This window comes from Streptomyces sp. NPDC043685 (assembly GCF_056436585.1).
In genome coordinates, this window is record NZ_JBWKCH010000002.1 from 240,570 (window position 1) to 255,887 (window position 15,318).

The 15,318-nt window shown below is 70.3% G+C and carries 13 protein-coding genes; 2 read left to right on the top strand and 11 right to left on the bottom strand.

Features of this window, described 5'->3' with window-relative positions; all coding sequences use genetic code 11:
- Positions 1-39: 39 nt before the first annotated feature.
- The 7 genes from AC0665_RS05850 to AC0665_RS05880 all read right to left on the bottom strand — a co-directional run bounded on the left by AC0665_RS05850 (position 40) and on the right by AC0665_RS05880 (position 7,935).
- The gene (locus AC0665_RS05850; RefSeq protein WP_478602053.1) at positions 40-1,809 is read right to left on the bottom strand and encodes an IucA/IucC family protein; all 1,770 of its coding nucleotides are present in this window, start codon (positions 1,807-1,809) and stop codon (positions 40-42) included.
- Positions 1,806-2,354 (bottom strand): GNAT family N-acetyltransferase, encoded by a 549-nt coding sequence (locus tag AC0665_RS05855; protein ID WP_478602055.1) that lies wholly within the window; start codon positions 2,352-2,354, stop codon positions 1,806-1,808. The genes AC0665_RS05850 and AC0665_RS05855 overlap by 4 nt, the downstream gene beginning before the upstream one ends.
- The gene (locus AC0665_RS05860; RefSeq protein WP_468409432.1) at positions 2,351-3,628 is read right to left on the bottom strand and encodes a lysine N(6)-hydroxylase/L-ornithine N(5)-oxygenase family protein; all 1,278 of its coding nucleotides are present in this window, start codon (positions 3,626-3,628) and stop codon (positions 2,351-2,353) included. The genes AC0665_RS05855 and AC0665_RS05860 overlap by 4 nt, the downstream gene beginning before the upstream one ends.
- Positions 3,612-5,054, bottom strand: coding sequence for a lysine decarboxylase DesA (gene desA / locus AC0665_RS05865; RefSeq protein ID WP_468409430.1), 1,443 nt, complete (start codon positions 5,052-5,054; stop codon positions 3,612-3,614). Before desA ends, AC0665_RS05860 begins: the two co-directional genes overlap by 17 nt.
- A gap of 154 nt (positions 5,055-5,208) precedes the next feature.
- On the bottom strand, positions 5,209-6,063 hold the full coding sequence (locus AC0665_RS05870; RefSeq protein ID WP_478602058.1) for a siderophore-interacting protein: 855 nt from the start codon (positions 6,061-6,063) through the stop codon (positions 5,209-5,211).
- A gap of 197 nt (positions 6,064-6,260) precedes the next feature.
- The gene (locus AC0665_RS05875; RefSeq protein ID WP_468409426.1) at positions 6,261-7,304 is read right to left on the bottom strand and encodes an ABC transporter substrate-binding protein; all 1,044 of its coding nucleotides are present in this window, start codon (positions 7,302-7,304) and stop codon (positions 6,261-6,263) included.
- A 202-nt stretch (positions 7,305-7,506) separates the two neighbouring features.
- Positions 7,507-7,935, bottom strand: coding sequence for a hypothetical protein (locus AC0665_RS05880; RefSeq protein WP_478704491.1), 429 nt, complete (start codon positions 7,933-7,935; stop codon positions 7,507-7,509).
- A gap of 162 nt (positions 7,936-8,097) precedes the next feature.
- Between AC0665_RS05880 and AC0665_RS05885 the strand changes: the two genes are divergently transcribed.
- A complete protein-coding gene (locus AC0665_RS05885; RefSeq protein ID WP_478704492.1) occupies positions 8,098-8,463 on the top strand; it encodes an immunity 53 family protein in 366 nt (121 codons plus the stop codon).
- A gap of 111 nt (positions 8,464-8,574) precedes the next feature.
- Here AC0665_RS05885 and AC0665_RS05890 read toward each other — a convergent pair whose 3' ends face one another.
- The 4 genes from AC0665_RS05890 to AC0665_RS05905 are packed head-to-tail and all read right to left on the bottom strand — an operon-like array spanning position 8,575 to position 14,235.
- Positions 8,575-9,735 carry an acyl-CoA dehydrogenase family protein gene (locus tag AC0665_RS05890; RefSeq protein ID WP_468409422.1) on the bottom strand — a complete coding sequence of 387 codons (1,161 nt, stop codon included), beginning with the start codon at positions 9,733-9,735 and terminating at the stop codon, positions 8,575-8,577.
- A gap of 5 nt (positions 9,736-9,740) precedes the next feature.
- Positions 9,741-10,691 carry a hydroxymethylglutaryl-CoA lyase gene (locus tag AC0665_RS05895; RefSeq protein ID WP_478602062.1) on the bottom strand — a complete coding sequence of 317 codons (951 nt, stop codon included), beginning with the start codon at positions 10,689-10,691 and terminating at the stop codon, positions 9,741-9,743.
- Positions 10,688-12,604 carry an acetyl/propionyl/methylcrotonyl-CoA carboxylase subunit alpha gene (locus tag AC0665_RS05900; RefSeq protein ID WP_478602064.1) on the bottom strand — a complete coding sequence of 639 codons (1,917 nt, stop codon included), beginning with the start codon at positions 12,602-12,604 and terminating at the stop codon, positions 10,688-10,690. The genes AC0665_RS05895 and AC0665_RS05900 overlap by 4 nt, the downstream gene beginning before the upstream one ends.
- A 14-nt stretch (positions 12,605-12,618) precedes the next feature.
- Complete coding sequence (locus tag AC0665_RS05905) at positions 12,619-14,235, bottom strand: carboxyl transferase domain-containing protein (RefSeq protein ID WP_478704493.1); 1,617 nt, start codon at positions 14,233-14,235, stop codon at positions 12,619-12,621.
- An 87-nt stretch (positions 14,236-14,322) separates the two neighbouring features.
- Here AC0665_RS05905 and AC0665_RS05910 point away from each other — a divergent pair, with 87 nt between their 5' ends.
- Positions 14,323-14,916 carry an SACE_7040 family transcriptional regulator gene (locus AC0665_RS05910; RefSeq protein WP_363121811.1) on the top strand — a complete coding sequence of 198 codons (594 nt, stop codon included), beginning with the start codon at positions 14,323-14,325 and terminating at the stop codon, positions 14,914-14,916.
- Positions 14,917-15,318 lie beyond the last annotated feature (402 nt).

The following is a 15,318-nucleotide window of genomic DNA, read 5'->3' on the forward strand; positions in this document are numbered from 1 at the left end:
CGGAGGACCGTACTCCGGGGTGCCCGTCCGTCTTCGGGGTCAGAAGCCCGCGATCGGGTTCTTCAGGGTGCCGACCAGCTGGAGGGCGCCGGACGGGTCCGACAGGTCCACCATCTGCTCGTTGTTGCGGAGCTGGAGGCGGTTGAGGCAGGAGAGGGCGAACTCCGGGGCGAACATGTCGTACTGCGCGAACCGGTCGGCGAGTTCGGGCTTGGACTCCTGGTAGGCGCGGGTGACCTCCGCGACCGTGCGCCAGAAGTCGTCCTCCTCCAGGACGCCCTCCGTGGCGAGGTTCGCCGCGAGGAAGCGGAAGAAGCAGTCGAAGACGTCCGTGAAGATCGACAGGAGCTTCTTGTCCTCCGGGACCTCCACCCGCAGCCGCTCCACCGTCGGCGGCAGCACCGCGTCCGGGTCCATGACCGCGATCTCCTCGGCGATGTCCTTGTAGATCGCCCGCTGCACCACCCCGTCCTTCAGCACCAGGATGACGTTCTCGCCGTGCGGCATGAACACCAGGTCGTAGGCGTAGAAGCTGTGCAGGAGAGGCGTGAAGTAGGCCTCGAGGTAGCGGCGCAGCCACTCCGTCGGGGCGAGGCCCGACTGCTCGATCAGCGCGCCGGCGATCGACGCGCCCTGGTCGTCGACGTGGACCAGGGACGCCATCGTTGCCAGGGACTCGCCCTGCCCGAGCGACGGCACCGGGCTCTCCCGCCACAGCGCGGCGAGCATCTTGCGGTAGGGCGAGTAGCGGTCCGTCGCCTGCTCGTACTCCAGGTGCCGGTAGCCGACCGCCGCGCGCTCCCGGATGATCGACAGGCCCGTGGCCTTCAGCACCGGGTCGCCCTCGATGAGCTGGGCGAGCCAGTCGTTGATCGCGGGCGTGGCCTCCATGTACGCCGCCGACAGACCGCGCATGAAGCCCATGTTGATGACCGACAGGGCGGTCTTGACGTAGTGCTTCCCGGGGCTGGTCCGGTTGAAGAAGGTCCGGATGGACTGCTGGGCCAGGTACTCGTCGTCGCCCTCGCCCAGGCACACCAGGTGCCGGCGCGCGACCTCGGCGGCGAAGGTGACGGAGAGCTTGTTCCACCACTGCCAGGGGTGCACCGGGATGAACAGGTAGTCGGCCGGGTCGAGGTCCTGCTCGCGAAGGACGGCCCGGAAGCGCTCGACGGTCTCGCCGCCCAGCTCCTCGCGCAGGAACGACTCGTACTCGATGCCGACGCCGGCCGTGAACGCCGCCCGTGACCGGTGCGCGGCCAGCCACACCAGGCGGACCGGGCTCGCCGTCTCCGGCGCGTACGACAGGTACTCGTGGACACCGAAGCCGAGCCGCCCGTTGTTGGCGACGAAGCAGGGGTGGCCCTCGGTCATCGAGGTCTCGATGGTCTGGAAGTCGCCCCGGGCCAGTTCGGCCGCCGTCGCTTTCGGCTTGGTGAGCTTGTAGCAGGTGCCGGAGAGGGTGGAGGAGATCTCCTCCAGGTAGACCGGCAGGATGTCCTCGCTCAGGCCCAGGGACTTCTGGAGTTCGATGAAGAAGTCCAGTGCGGCCAGCTCGAGTTCGGCGCCGTCCCGGTGCCGGGTGATCGAATCGGCGTCGACCTGCCAGTGGTCCAGGGCCCGGCGGGCGGCCGAGAAGCGGTAGACCGTCAGGCCGTCGTCGCTGCGCACGACGTATCGCTCACCGTCCCGCTCGGGGGTGATCAGCCGCTCGTGCGCGAACTCGGCGAGCGCCTTGCGGATCAGGAGGCGGTTGGCCCGCGCCCAGCGGTGGGGGGACAGATGCGCTACGGCGTCGGACAGGGTCATACGGCTACTCCTCGGGCGGCCAGGAACTGCTCGCGCGTGCAGAAGCTCAGCAGCGCGCGCTTCTCCGGCTTGTCGATCTCGCGCTCGGCCACGAAGCCGACGGCCTCGTTCAGCGCGTGGACTGCCTTGTTGCTCACGTCGGGCTCCACCACGACCCGCCGGGTGCGCGGGTCGGCGAACAGCTCGTCCATCACGGCGGTGATGACGGCCCTGGTGAAGCCGTGGATCGGCCGGTCGGTCGGCGCGACCAGGAAGTGCATGCCGACGTCGCCGGGCTCCGGGTCGTACAGCCCGACCAGCTCCACGTACCGGGGGTCGTACGTCTCCATGAGGAAGGCGGGCACGCCGTCGTGGAGGCCGATGTACGCGTGGTGGTGCTCGTGGGCCGCGATCCGCATGTACTCGCGCTCGACGTCCTGGAGCGCGGCGTCCTGCATCATCCAGTAGGCCGCCTTGGGGTGGGTGACCCAGGAGTGCAGCAGCTCGGCGTCCTTCAGCGGGTCGAGCGGGCGGACGGCGAGCGTTCCGATGCCCGTGGTGCTCATACGGCGAACTCCTGGAACGCGATCGTCTTCTCCACCGGGTAGTACTCGCTGCCGAGCAGCTCGCGGATGATGTACGCGTTGCGGTACGGGCCCATGCCCAGGTCGGGGCTGGTGATGCTGTGCGTGTGGACGCCCGCGTTCTGCAGGAAGATCCCCCGGCCGGTGACGTCGATGGCGTAGTTGCGGGCGACGTCGAAGTTGCCCCGGGAGTCGTAGACCAGCCGGTCCTTGACGGGGGCCAGGAACTCCGGCTCGGCGTACTTGTAGCCGGTCGCCAGGACCAGGCCCTGCGACTCCAGCTCGAAGTCCTTGCCCTGCTCCTCCTGGCGGAAGCCGAGGGTGTACGTGCCGTTCTCGTACCGGGCGCTGTTCAGCGAGGAGTTGGTGAGCAGGCGGGTGGGGACGGGGCCGGTCAGGTTCTTCTGGTAGAGCAGGTCGAAGATCTCGTTGATCAGGTCGCCGTCGATGCCCTTGAACAGGCCCTTCTGCTCGGCCGTGAGGCGGTAGCGGGTCGCCTCGGGCAGCTCGCGGAAGTAGTCGACGTACTCCGGGGACGTCATCTCCAGCGTGAGCTTGGTGTACTCCAGCGGGAAGAAGCGCGGGGAGCGGGTGACCCAGTTCAGCCGGTAGCCGTGGACGTCGATCTCGCTGAGCAGGTCCTGGTAGATCTCGGCGGCGGACTGGCCCGAGCCGACCAGGGTGATGGAGTCCTTCTTCTGCAGCTCCGCCTTGTGGCTCAGGTAGCGGGAGTTGTGGACGAAGTCGCCGTCCAGGCCCTGGCAGGCCTCGGGTATGTGGGGCGGGGTGCCGGTGCCGAGGACCAGGTGACGGGCCCGGTAGGTGTCTCCGGCGGTCGTCCTCACGACGTAGAGCTCGTCCTCGTACGTCACCTGCGCGACCGTGGTGCCGAAGCGGATGCTGCTCAGTTTGCCCGCGGCCCAGCGGCAGTAGTCGTCGTACTCGACGCGCAGCGGGTAGAAGTTCTCGCGGATGTAGAACGAGTACAGTCGGCCCTTCTCCTTCAGGTAGTTCAGGAAGGAGTACGGGGACGTCGGGTCGGCGAGGGTGACCAGGTCCGACATGAACGGGGTCTGGAGGTGGGCGCCGTCCAGGAACATGCCCGCGTGCCACTCGAAGTCGGGCTTCGACTCCAGGAAGACGCCGTCGAGTTCGTCGATCGGCTCGGTCAGGCAGGCCAGGCCGAGGTTGAAGGGGCCGAGCCCGATCCCCACGAAGTCGTGGGTACTGCTTCGGTTGTCAGGACGCGCGGTCAAGGGACTCTCCCAGGTACTGCTCGGCGTGGCCGGCGATCAGATCGAGGACGGCGGCGATGTCGGACGCCTGCGTCTCGGGGTTGAGCAGGGTGAACTTCAGGAAGTGACGGCCGCCGACCTTGGTGCCCGCGACGACGGCGTCACCGGAGGCGAACAGGGCCTTGCGGGCGTAGAGGTTGGCGCGGTCGATCTCGGCGGGGTCGGTGACGGCCGCCGGGATGTAGCGGAAGACGAGGGTGGACAGGCTCGGCTCCACGACGACATCGAAGCGCGGGTCGGCCGCGAGCAGCCGCCAGCCTTCCCGGGCCAGCTCGCACACCTCGTCGAAGAGCTGCCCGATGCCGTCGGCGCCCATGGTGCGCAGCGTCATCCACAGCTTGAGGGCGTCGAAGCGGCGGGTGGTCTGCAGCGACTTGTCCACCTGGTTGGGGATGCGCTCCTCCACCATGCGCCGCGGGTTGAGGTACTCGGCGTGGTACGTGGCGTGGCGCAGCGTGGCCGCGTCCCGCACCAGCACGGCCGAGGAACTCACCGGCTGGAAGAAGGACTTGTGGTAGTCGACGGTGACCGAGTCGGCGCGCTCGATGCCGTTGATGCGGTCCCGGTGCTTCAGGGAGGCCAGCAGGCCGCAGCCGTAGGCGGCGTCGACGTGCATCCAGGTGCCGAACTGCTCGCACAGTTCGGCGATCTCGGGCAGCGGGTCGATGGAGCCGAAGTCGGTGGTGCCGGCGGTGGCGACGACGGCCATGGGGACGAGGCCGTCCTCGGCGCAGCGCTCCAGCTCACGGGCGAGCGCGACGGTCCGCATGCGCTTGTCCTGGTCGACGGGTATGGAGACCACCGCGTCCGGACCGAGGCCGAGCAGTTTCGCGGACTTCTTCACGCTGAAGTGGCTGACCTCGGAGGCGAAGACGCGCAGCGTGGCCAGATCCTCGGTCTTGGCCTCCTCGCGGGCGAGCAGCAGCGCCTGGAGGTTGGACTGGGTGCCGCCGGAGGTGAACACGCCGTCGGCGGCGGGGCCGAAACCGATGCGGCCGGTCGTCCAGTCGATCAGCTTCCGCTCGATGAGCGTGCCGCCGGCCGACTGGTCCCAGGTGTCGAGCGAGGAGTTCACGGCGGACAGGACGGCCTCGCCGAGCACCGCGGGGATGACGACCGGGCAGTTGAGGTGCGCCAGGTAGCGGGGGTGGTGGAAGTAGATCGCGTCCCGGAGGTAGACCTCCTCCAGTTCGTCGAGCACCGCGGCGGTGTCGTGCAGCGGCCGGTCGAGGTCGATCGCGTCGATGCGGGGGGAGAGGGCGTCGACGGTGATGCCGGTGAACGGCCGGTCGGTGGCGGCGAGTTTGGCGGCCACCCGCTCGACTCCTTCGGTCACGGAGCGGCGGTAGTGCTCCGCGGTGGTGTCGTTGAGCAGGTGCGAGCGCATGTGGGGGTCCTCCGGTGGGGACGATCCGGTGTGGGACGGGACGGGTTGATCTCCGGCGTCCAAAACTTAGGTAAGCCTAACCTAAGTTGATCGAGGTGTGAGCAGGGGCTGCCGTGACCATGGTCACTCGTGTCACCCCGGCCCTGGCGAGCGGCTATGCCTCGGCCCGCAGCTGCTCCTCGCTCACGCCGCGCCGCCAGTAGCCGACGAACGTGACCCGGCGGCGGTCGATGCCGCGCTCCCGCACGAAGTGCCGGCGCAGCTCCTTGACGCACCCGGACTCACCGGCGATCCAGACGTACGGCCGCTCGGCGGGCGGCAACGGGGCGTCCCGGAGGACGTCGAGGGCCAGGGGAGACCCCTCGGCACTCCGCTCGTCCCGCACGAGCCAGGTGACCTCGGCGTCGGCCTCGGTCACCAGGTCCTGGATGTCGCCGGCGTGGGGGACCTCCAGCCAGACCCGGGCGCGGGTGCCGGCCGGCAGTGCCTCGACGATGGCGCAGGCGGCCGGTACGGCGGTCTCGTCGCCCCAGACGACCACGAGGTCGGTGTCCTCGGGCGGCCGGAAGCGGATAGCCCGGTTGTCGGCGACGGCCGGGCCGAGCAGCAGGACCCGGTCTCCGGCGCCGGCCCGGGCGGCCCAGCGGGAGGCCGGGCCGGCCTGCACGGACGCGCCCGGCCCGATGCCGTGCAAGGCGAAATCGATGTCGATCTCGTCCGGGTCCCGGCGCAGGCCGCGCAGGGTGTACGAGCGCATCACGGCCCGTACGTCGTCCGGGAGTTCACGCCAGCCCTGCCACCAGCCGTCCCCCAGTTCGAGCGGCACGACCGGCTCGCTCTGCCCCGGGTGCGGCAGGAACAGCGACAGCGACTGGTCCTGCCCGGCGGAATGGAAGGCGTGCAGATCGGGCCCTGCGAAGGTGACCCGCACCAGGGACGGCCCGAGCCGCCTCGTCCGTACGACTTGGAGGGAGAAGAAACGGAACGGGGCGGCTACGGCGGTGGTCACGTGCGGCTCCTGAACGTCAGGAAGGGGCGGGGGTCGGACGACCTGCCGGGCGGGGCCGGCCGACCATCTCGGTGGGAGATGGGGTGACTTGCTCGGCAGGGGGGCGGGTGACCTTCTGGACGGGAGGTCGGGCGATCTGCTCGGCAGGGGGCCGCGTGGCCTTCTCGGCGGAGGTCAGGCGACCCTCTCGGCAGAGGTCAGGCGACCTTCTTGGCCGACTCGATGGCCTTCGCGAGGTTCTCCACCAGCGGCGTGCACTTGTCGTAGGACAGGATCGGCTCGGGCGAACGTGAGATGACCTGACCGGCCTTGACCGCGGGCAGCTTCTTCCAGGTCGCCTTGGTGATGTCGGCCGGCTGGATGGTCGAGGCGCGGTCGTCCATCATGATGATGTCCGCCGGGTACTTGTCGACGTTCTCCCAGCTGAGGTTCTCGAACCAGCCGCCGTTGGCCGCCTTGGCCTTCTCCGGGGGCTCGACGAGGTTCACGCCGAGGGCCTTGAAGTACTCAAGGTCGATGGAGAAGTTGGAGCCGGAGACGTAGAAGATGGCGTCCGAGGCGGAACCGGCCAGCACCTTGATCTCGGGGCGGGACTTGGCGGCCTTGCGCAGTCGCTCGGAGGCGGCCTCGAAGCGCTTCTTCGCCTCGACGACCTTCGCGGCCTTCAGGTCGGCGCCCAGCGACTCGGCGAGGTCGGCCATGCGCTGAAGGGGCTTGGGCATCTGGCGGTCGAAGACGGAGATCGCGACGCTCGGGGCGAGCTTGGCGATCTTGTCCTTGGAGGCCTCCGGGACGTACCAGAGGCTGCCGGCGGCGTCGAAGGTCGTGGTGATGAGCACGTCGGGCTGGAAGGCCGCGTACCGCTCGACGTTGAACTGGTCGAATTGGTTGCCGAAGACGGTCAGCTTGCTGACGTCCATGTCGCCGGCCTGGACATCGGCCTTGCCGTCCTTGGTCTTGGTCGGGCCGAAGACGCCCTTGACCTCGATGCCGTAGTCGAACAGGGCGGCGGCGACACCGGTGAAGGCGGCGATGTTGGCGGGGACCTTGTCGAGCTTCACGGTCTTGCCGCGGTCGTCCTTGAACGACCAGGGTCCGGACGCGGCGGCGCCCTTGGCGTCCGAGCCGTTGTCCTTGGAGTCCTCACTGCCACACGCGGTCACGAGGGCGCCGAGCCCGAGAGCACCACCGGCGGCGAGCAGGCCGCGACGGGAGAGGCGGGCGGTTCTGGCGTTCGACATGACTGGGTCTGCTTTCGTGCGTACGGAGCCACTGCGGGCACGGCTGAAAGCCGCTTGGCTGGAACGAGGCTTAGGTTAGCCTAACCTCGGTTCCTGTCCAGAGGGGGGCTGGGGTGTGTGCCCGGGGTGGGAGTGGGAATGCCCGGCTGTGTGGTGAGACCCCTCACGGGGTGCGGGCGGACAGCCCTCGGCGTGCCCGCTCCTACGGCTTGAGGCGCCGGGTCACGGCCCGGAGGAGGTCGGTGCGGGCGACGCGCAGGGCGAAACGCTCGTCCTGGTCCGTCACGGGTTTCGCATACCAAGGCAGGCCGTGACGACGCCACTTGGCGGACGCGAGGTCCTCGGGGGCCGACGGCAGGTCCCACGCCCAGTCGCCGAGCCGCAGCTGCCCGCTCCACAGGCCGGCCGGCAGTTCGGCGACCGGCACCCGCACGACGAACGTGCCGTCGGACGGGGAGGCCTGTGCCGGAAAGACGGCGGCGCCGCCCGCGCCGTCTTCGAGGCGGACGGCGAGAGCGCCGTCGGGGAACCCGGCCAGGGCGCAGCGGCCGGCGAATTCCAGCTCGGCCTCGCCCGGCGTCCCGCCAGGAATACGTTGGAGTTGTACATCTGGTCTCCTGGCCGGTGTCAAGGCGACCGACACCTACTACACGTACTACGGCGTCAAGAAGCCAACCAAGTCGCCGGCGCAGCACCGGGCGTGCCAGCAGAAGGCGCGGCCGGACGCGGCCAAGCAGCAGGCGTACGGTAGTGGAAAGGTCTCACATCAATCTTCCGAACCGGGGTGACGCGCGTGCGCCGCAAGACTGGGAGAAGTCCCTCGGTTGCTCATGATGGGGGCCGGGGTATCAGTTATATCCAGTCGTGGTACGCATCCAACTGTGACGGCGAATGGGAGCACGAGTTCGGCATCAAAATGGCCACGACGGATAATCCTGGGTGGCACATTCGGATCGATGTGAGCGAAACGGACTTGGAAGGTGTCCTCGTGCCGCGCGAAAGGCGTGATCTCTCCAACGGAGGATGGATGATCGCCTGGAGTGACGGAAAGGTCTTCCAGGCGGCTTGTGGTCCCATGTCACTCGGTGACGTGGATGCTCTTTTTGAAGAGATGGCCGAGGGCGCCGTTATCGGTGAGGCGGAAGAGTCGGACAAGTGAAGTGAAAAGAGCAGGGGCCTTCCCGCACCAAGTGCGGGAAGGCCCTCTATGCTTGGCCGTGCACGACGGGCGTTGGTCTGCGCCATACCGACGCAGGCACTTCAGCGTCCCTCAGCCCACCAACCCCAACTCCCGCGCGATCAGCATGCGCTGGACCTCGCTCGTGCCCTCGCCGATTTCCAGGATTTTGGAGTCTCGCCACATGCGGGCCACCGGGTACTCGTTCATGAAGCCGTAGCCGCCGTGGATCTGGGTGGCCTCTCGGGCGTTGTCCACCGCGACCGTGGAGGAGTGGAGTTTGGCCAGGGCCGCTTCCTTTTTGAAGGGGGCGCCCGAGACCAGGCGGGCCGCCGCGTCGCGCCAGGCCAGGCGGGCCGTGTGGGCCTTCATCTCCATGTCCGCGATCTTGAACTGGATGGCCTGGTTCGACGCGATCGGCCTGCCGAACGCGTGGCGTTCCTTGGCGTACTTCACCGATTCGTCCACGCAGCCCTGTGCCAGGCCCGTCGCCAGGGCCGCGATGGCGATGCGGCCCTCGTCGAGGATGCGCAGGAACTGGGCGTAGCCGCGGCCCTCCTCGCCCAGCAGGTTCGCCGCCGGGACGCGGACGTCCGTGAAGGACAGCTCGCGGGTGTCCGAGGCGTTCCAGCCGACCTTGGAGTACGGGGCCGCGACCGTGAAGCCGGGGGTGCCCGACGGGACGATGATCGAGGAGATCCGCGGCCGGCCGTCGGGCTTGCGGCCCGTGACCGCCGTGACCGTCACCAGGCCCGTGATGTCCGTGCCCGAGTTGGTGATGAAGCACTTGGTGCCGTTGATGACCCATTCGTTCGTCGACTCGTCCAGGCGGGCCGTCGTGCGGGTCGCGCCCGCGTCGCTGCCGCCGTCCGGCTCCGTCAGGCCGAACGCGCCCAGGACCTCGCCCGAGCACAGGCGGGGCAGCCACTCCTGCTTCTGCGCCTCGGTGCCGTACAGGTGGATCGGCATCGCGCCGAGCGAGACACCGGCCTCCAGGGTGATGGCGATCGAGGAGTCGACCCGGGCCAGCTCCTCCAGGGCCACGCCGAGGGCCAGGTAGTCGCCGCCCATGCCGCCGTACTCCTCCGGGAACGGCAGGCCGAACAGGCCCATGCGGCCCATCTCCCGGACGATCTCGTACGGGAACTCGTGCCGCTCGTAGAAGTCGCCGATCTTCGGCGCCACCACCTCGTGGGCGAACTCCTCGACCGTGCGCCGGAGTTCCTCCAGCTCGGGGGAGAGACGGTAGTCCATGGTGATCAGTGCTCCTCGGTGTCCTCGTGGGACAGGGCTCGGACGGTGCGGGACGGGCTGGGTCGGCCCAGATGGGCGGCCATCCACGTGCTCGTGGCGACGAGGCGGCCGAGGTCGATTCCGGTGTCGATGCCGAGGCCCCGCAGCATCCACACGAGGTCTTCGGTGGCGAGGTTGCCCGTCGCCGACTTCGCGTACGGGCAGCCGCCCAGACCGCCCGCCGAGGCGTCGATCGTCGTGACGCCCTGCTGGAGCGCCGCGAGGGTGTTGGCCAGGGCCTGGCCGTAGGTGTCGTGGAAGTGGACGCCGAGGGCGGCGGGCGGGACGCCCGCCTCGTCCAGGGCCGCGAGGAGCGCGACCACGTGGCCCGGGGTCGCCACTCCGATCGTGTCGCCCAGGCTCAGTTCGTCGCAGCCCATGTCCAGCAGGGCGCGGCAGACCTTCACCACCCGCGGAATCGGGACCGCGCCCTCCCACGGGTCGCCGAAGCACATGGAGAGGTAGCCGCGGACGTGAACCGTATCGGCCTTCGCCCGGGCCACCACCGGCTCGAACATCGCCAGGGCCTCGTCCACCGTGCGGTTGAGGTTGGCCTTGGCGAACGACTCCGTGGCGCTGGCGAAGACCGCCACCCGCCGGGCGCCCAGTGCCAGGGCGCGGTCCAGGCCGCGCTCGTTCGGCACCAGGACCGGGAGCGCCACCGGCAGATCGTCGATCATCGGGAACAGCGCCTCGGCGTCCGCCAGTTGGGGGACCCACTTGGGGTGGACGAAGCTCGTCGCCTCGATCGTGGTCAGGCCCGCGCCGGCCAGGCGGCGGATGAACTGCGCCTTGACCTCCGTGGGAACCGTGGCCTTCTCGTTCTGCAGGCCGTCGCGTGCGCCGACCTCGTGGATACGGACCCGGGTGGGCAGGTCCCCGCTCGGGACGGTCATCGGGAGTCCCGGTGCTGTCATTCCGCCGCCTCCTCGTGCGGTGCGATGACCGCCAGGACCTGGTCCATGGCGACCGTGGTGCCCGGCGAGACGTCCAGTTCGGCGACGGTGCCGGCGTGCGGGGCGGAGATGACGTGCTCCATCTTCATCGCCTCCACCACCAGCAGGCTCTGGCCGGCGCTCACCTCGTCGCCCACGGCGACCTTGACGACGGTCACCGTGCCGGGCATGGGGGCGGTGAGGGAGTCGGCTCCCGCGTGCGCCGACCGGGTCAGGGACGCGGCGACCGGGTCGTGGTCGCGCACATGCCAGGCGTCGCCGTCGCGGCCGAGCCAGTCGGCGGCGCGGTGGAAGGTGTGCCGGACGCCGTCCAGGGTCACCGCGACCCGGTCGTCGGTGACCGTCGCCGTGCCGCGCGGGGTGTACTCCAGCGGGTCCTGCACCTTCAGGTGGAAGGCGGGTGGCTTGCGCGCGCCGCCCAGCCGCCAGCCGCTCGGGACCGAGAAGGGGTCCGTCCAGCCGCCCGGTTCGGGCTTCAGGGCCTCCAGGCGGACGGCCGCCGCCGCCTCGTAGACCTCCTCGGGCACGTCCGTGGGGACCAGGGTCTCCACCTCGCGCTCGACCAGGCCGGTGTCCATGTCGCCGGAGACCACCGCCGGGTGGGCGAGCAGGCGGCGCAGGAAACCGGCGTTGGTCTGCACGCCGAGCGTGACCGTCTCCGCCAGGGCCGCGCGCAGCTTGCGCAGGGCCGTCGCCCGGTCGGGGCCGTACGCGATGACCTTGGAGAGCATCGGATCGTAGAGGCTGCCGACCTCCGTGCCCTCGGTGAGCCCCGAGTCGGTGCGCACGCCGTCGCCCTGCGGTTCGCGGAGCCTGAGGACCGTGCCGCCCGAGGGCAGGAAGCCGCGGGCCGGGTCCTCGGCGCAGATGCGGGCCTCCACCGCGTGCCCGGTCAGGCGTACGTCCTCCTGGGTGAAGGCCAGGGGCTCCCCGGCCGCGACCCGCAGCTGCCACTCGACCAGGTCCAGGCCCGTGATCAGCTCGGTGACCGGGTGCTCCACCTGGAGGCGGGTGTTCATCTCCATGAAGTAGTACGACGACGGGTCGGTGCCGGGGACGATGAACTCCACCGTGCCCGCCCCCCGGTAACCGCAGGAGCGGGCCGCCTGGACCGCCGCCTCGCCCATCGCGGCTCGCGTCTCCTCGTCGAGCAGGACGCTCGGCGCCTCCTCGATGACCTTCTGGTGGCGGCGCTGGAGGGAGCACTCGCGTTCGCCCAGGTGGACCACATGGCCGTGGCCGTCCGCGAGGACCTGGATCTCGATGTGGCGGGGGCGGTCGATCCAGCGCTCCACCAGGAGGGTGTCGTCGCCGAAGGAGGCGCGGGCCTCGCGGCGGGCCGAGGCGATCTCGTCCTCCAGGCGGGTCAGGTCCCGCACCAGGCGCATGCCCTTGCCGCCGCCGCCCGCGCTGGGCTTCAGCAGCACCGGCGCGCCCAGCGTGCGGGCCGCCTCCGCCAGCTCCGGGTCACGGCCGCCGGGCACCACCGGCACCCCGGCCTCCTGGACCGTCTCCTTGGCGCGGATCTTGTCGCCCATCAGCGCGATCGCGTCCGCCGGGGGCCCGATGAAGACCAGGCCCGCGTCGGCGCAGGCGCGCGCGAAGGCCGCGTTCTCGGCGAGGAAGCCGTAGCCGGGGTGGACGGCCTGGGCGCCCGTGCGGGCCGCGGCCTCCAGCAGACGCTCCACCGAGAGGTAGCTCTCGGAGGCGGGGGCCGGGCCGATCCGCACCGCCGTGTCCGCCTCGCGGACGTGCCGGGCGTCGGCGTCCGCGTCGGAGAAGACGGCCACCGAGCGCACGCCCATCGACCGCAGCGTTCGGATGACGCGTACGGCGATCTCGCCACGGTTGGCCACCAGCACTGTCTCGAACATCGTCGTCCGTCCCCTCACATCCGGAAGACGCCGAACTGGGGGTCACCCAGGGGCGCGTTGGCGCAGGCGGTCAGGGCCAGGCCCAGGACCTGACGGGTGTCCATCGGGTCGATGACACCGTCGTCCCAGAGGCGGGCCGTCGCGTAGTAGGCGTTGCCCTGGCGCTCGTACTGGGCGCGGATCGGGGCCTTGAAGGCGTCCTCGTCCTCCGCCGGCCAGGACTCGCCGCGGGCCTCCAGCTGGTCCCGCTTGACGGTCGCGAGGACCGAGGCGGCCTGCTCGCCGCCCATGACCGAGATCTTGGCGTTCGGCCACATCCACAGGAAGCGGGGCGAGTACGCCCGGCCGCACATCGAGTAGTTGCCCGCGCCGTACGAGCCGCCGACCACGACCGTGAGCTTCGGTACGCGGGTGCAGGCCACGGCCGTGACCATCTTGGCGCCGTGCTTGGCGATGCCGCCCGCCTCGTAGTCCTTGCCGACCATGAAGCCCGAGATGTTCTGAAGGAACACCAGCGGGATGCCGCGCTGGTCGCACAGCTCGATGAAGTGGGCGCCCTTCTGGGCGGACTCGGCGAACAGGATGCCGTTGTTGGCGACGATGCCCACCGGGTGGCCGTGGATCCGGGCGAAGCCGGTGACCAGGGTCTGGCCGAACTCGGACTTGAACTCCGCGAAGCGGGAGCCGTCGACGACCCGGGCGATGATCTCGCGCACGTCGTAGGGGGTGCGGGAGTCGACCGGGACCGCGCCGTACAGGCCGTGCGGGTCAACCTTGGGCTCGACGGGGTCGGTGACCTCCCAGGGGAGGGGGCCCCGGGCCGGGAGGGTGGAGACGATCGTGCGGACGATGCGCAGGGCGTGCGCGTCGTTCTCCGCGAGGTGGTCGGTGACGCCCGAGACGCGGGAGTGGACCTCGCCGCCGCCGAGCTCCTCCGCCGTGACGACCTCGCCCGTGGCCGCCTTCACCAGGGGCGGGCCGCCCAGGAAGATCGTGCCCTGGTTGCGGACGATCACGGCCTCGTCGCTCATCGCCGGGACGTACGCCCCGCCGGCTGTGCACGAGCCGAGGACGGCGGCGATCTGGGGGATGCCGGCGCCGGACAGGCGGGCCTGGTTGTAGAAGATCCGGCCGAAGTGGTCGCGGTCCGGGAAGACCTCGTCCTGCATGGGCAGGAACGCGCCGCCGGAGTCCACCAGGTAGACACAGGGCAGGCGGTTGTCGAGGGCGACCTCCTGGGCGCGGAGGTGCTTCTTGACCGTCAGCGGGTAGTAGGTGCCGCCCTTGACCGTGGCGTCGTTGGCGACGATCACGGTCTCGCGGCCGCTGACCCGGCCGATGCCGGCGATGACGCCGGCGGCCGGGGCCTGGTCCTCGTACAGCCCGTCGGCCGCGAGCGGGGCGAGCTCCAGGAAGGGTGAGCCGGGGTCGAGGAGGGTGTCGACGCGGTCGCGGGGGAGCAGCTTGCCGCGTGCGGTGTGGCGGGCGCGGGCCTTCTCGCCGCCGCCCCGGGCGGCTGCGGCCAGCTTGGTGCGCAGCTCCTCCACGAGGGTGCGGTGCGCCTCCTCGTTGGCCCGAAAGGCCTCCGACGCGGGGTCTGCCGCGCTCGTGAGCTCCGGTGCCTCGTGCATCCTGCGGGTCCCCTCACCTTGTTAATGAGCGTTAACGCATTTCCTTCAGGTTAACGAGCGCTAACCTCGCTGTCTAGAATTGATTCCATGGCCACCAGAACCGACGCCCCCACCCGCCGCGAGCAGATCCTCAAGGAGGCCGCGCGGCTGTTCGCCGAGCGGGGCTTCCACGGGGTCGGAGTCGACGAGATAGGTGCCGCGGTCGGGATCAGCGGGCCCGGGTTGTACCGGCACTTCGCGGGCAAGGACGCGATGCTCGCGGAGCTGCTGGTGGGGATCAGCGGGCAGTTGCTGACCGGGGCGAAGCGGAGGCTGGCGGAGGCGGACGGGGGTGGGGCGGAGCAGGTGCTCGACTCGCTGATCGAGGGGCATATCGACTTCGCGCTCGATGACCGGCCTCTGATCACCCTGCACGACCGGGAGCTGGATCGCCTCCGGGACAGCGACCGGAAGATGGTGCGGCAGTTGCAGCGGCAGTACGTGGAGCTGTGGGTGGGGGTCGTACGGGAGGTCTACCCGGGGCTGGGTGAGCCTGCGGCTCGGTCGGCCGTGCACTCGGTGTTCGGGTTGCTGAACTCGACGCCGCATCTGGGGAGGGGTGGGGTGTTGCCCGGGCGGGGGGCGACGGCGGAGTTGCTGCATCGGATGGCCCGGGGGGCGTTTGCGGCGGCGGGGGATTAGGGGTTTCGCCCACCCACCCGCCCGTATCTGTCGGCCAGGAGGCCGGGCTCGTTTCGGGGCTCCGCCCCGGGCCCCGGCGGGGGCTTCGCCCCCTGCGCCCCCGGAGTTTGCCCGCCCACCCGCCCGTATCTGTTGGCCAGGGGGCCGGGCTCGTTTCGGGGCTCCGCCCCGGGCCCCGGCGGGGGCTTCGCCCCCTGCACCCCCGTGGTGGCTTCGCCCCCTGCGCCCCCGTGGTGGCTTCGCCCCCTCCGCACCAGAGGGGCGTGTGGCACCGGGGCGCGCGAGGTGGGGATCCAAGGGGGTCCACCCCCAGCGTGACGAGCGTTACCCCACCCCCACCCTGGACCGCCCCGATACTCGCCGGTATCTTTGGCTGAGCAAGCGCTTAGACATGAGGTCGTG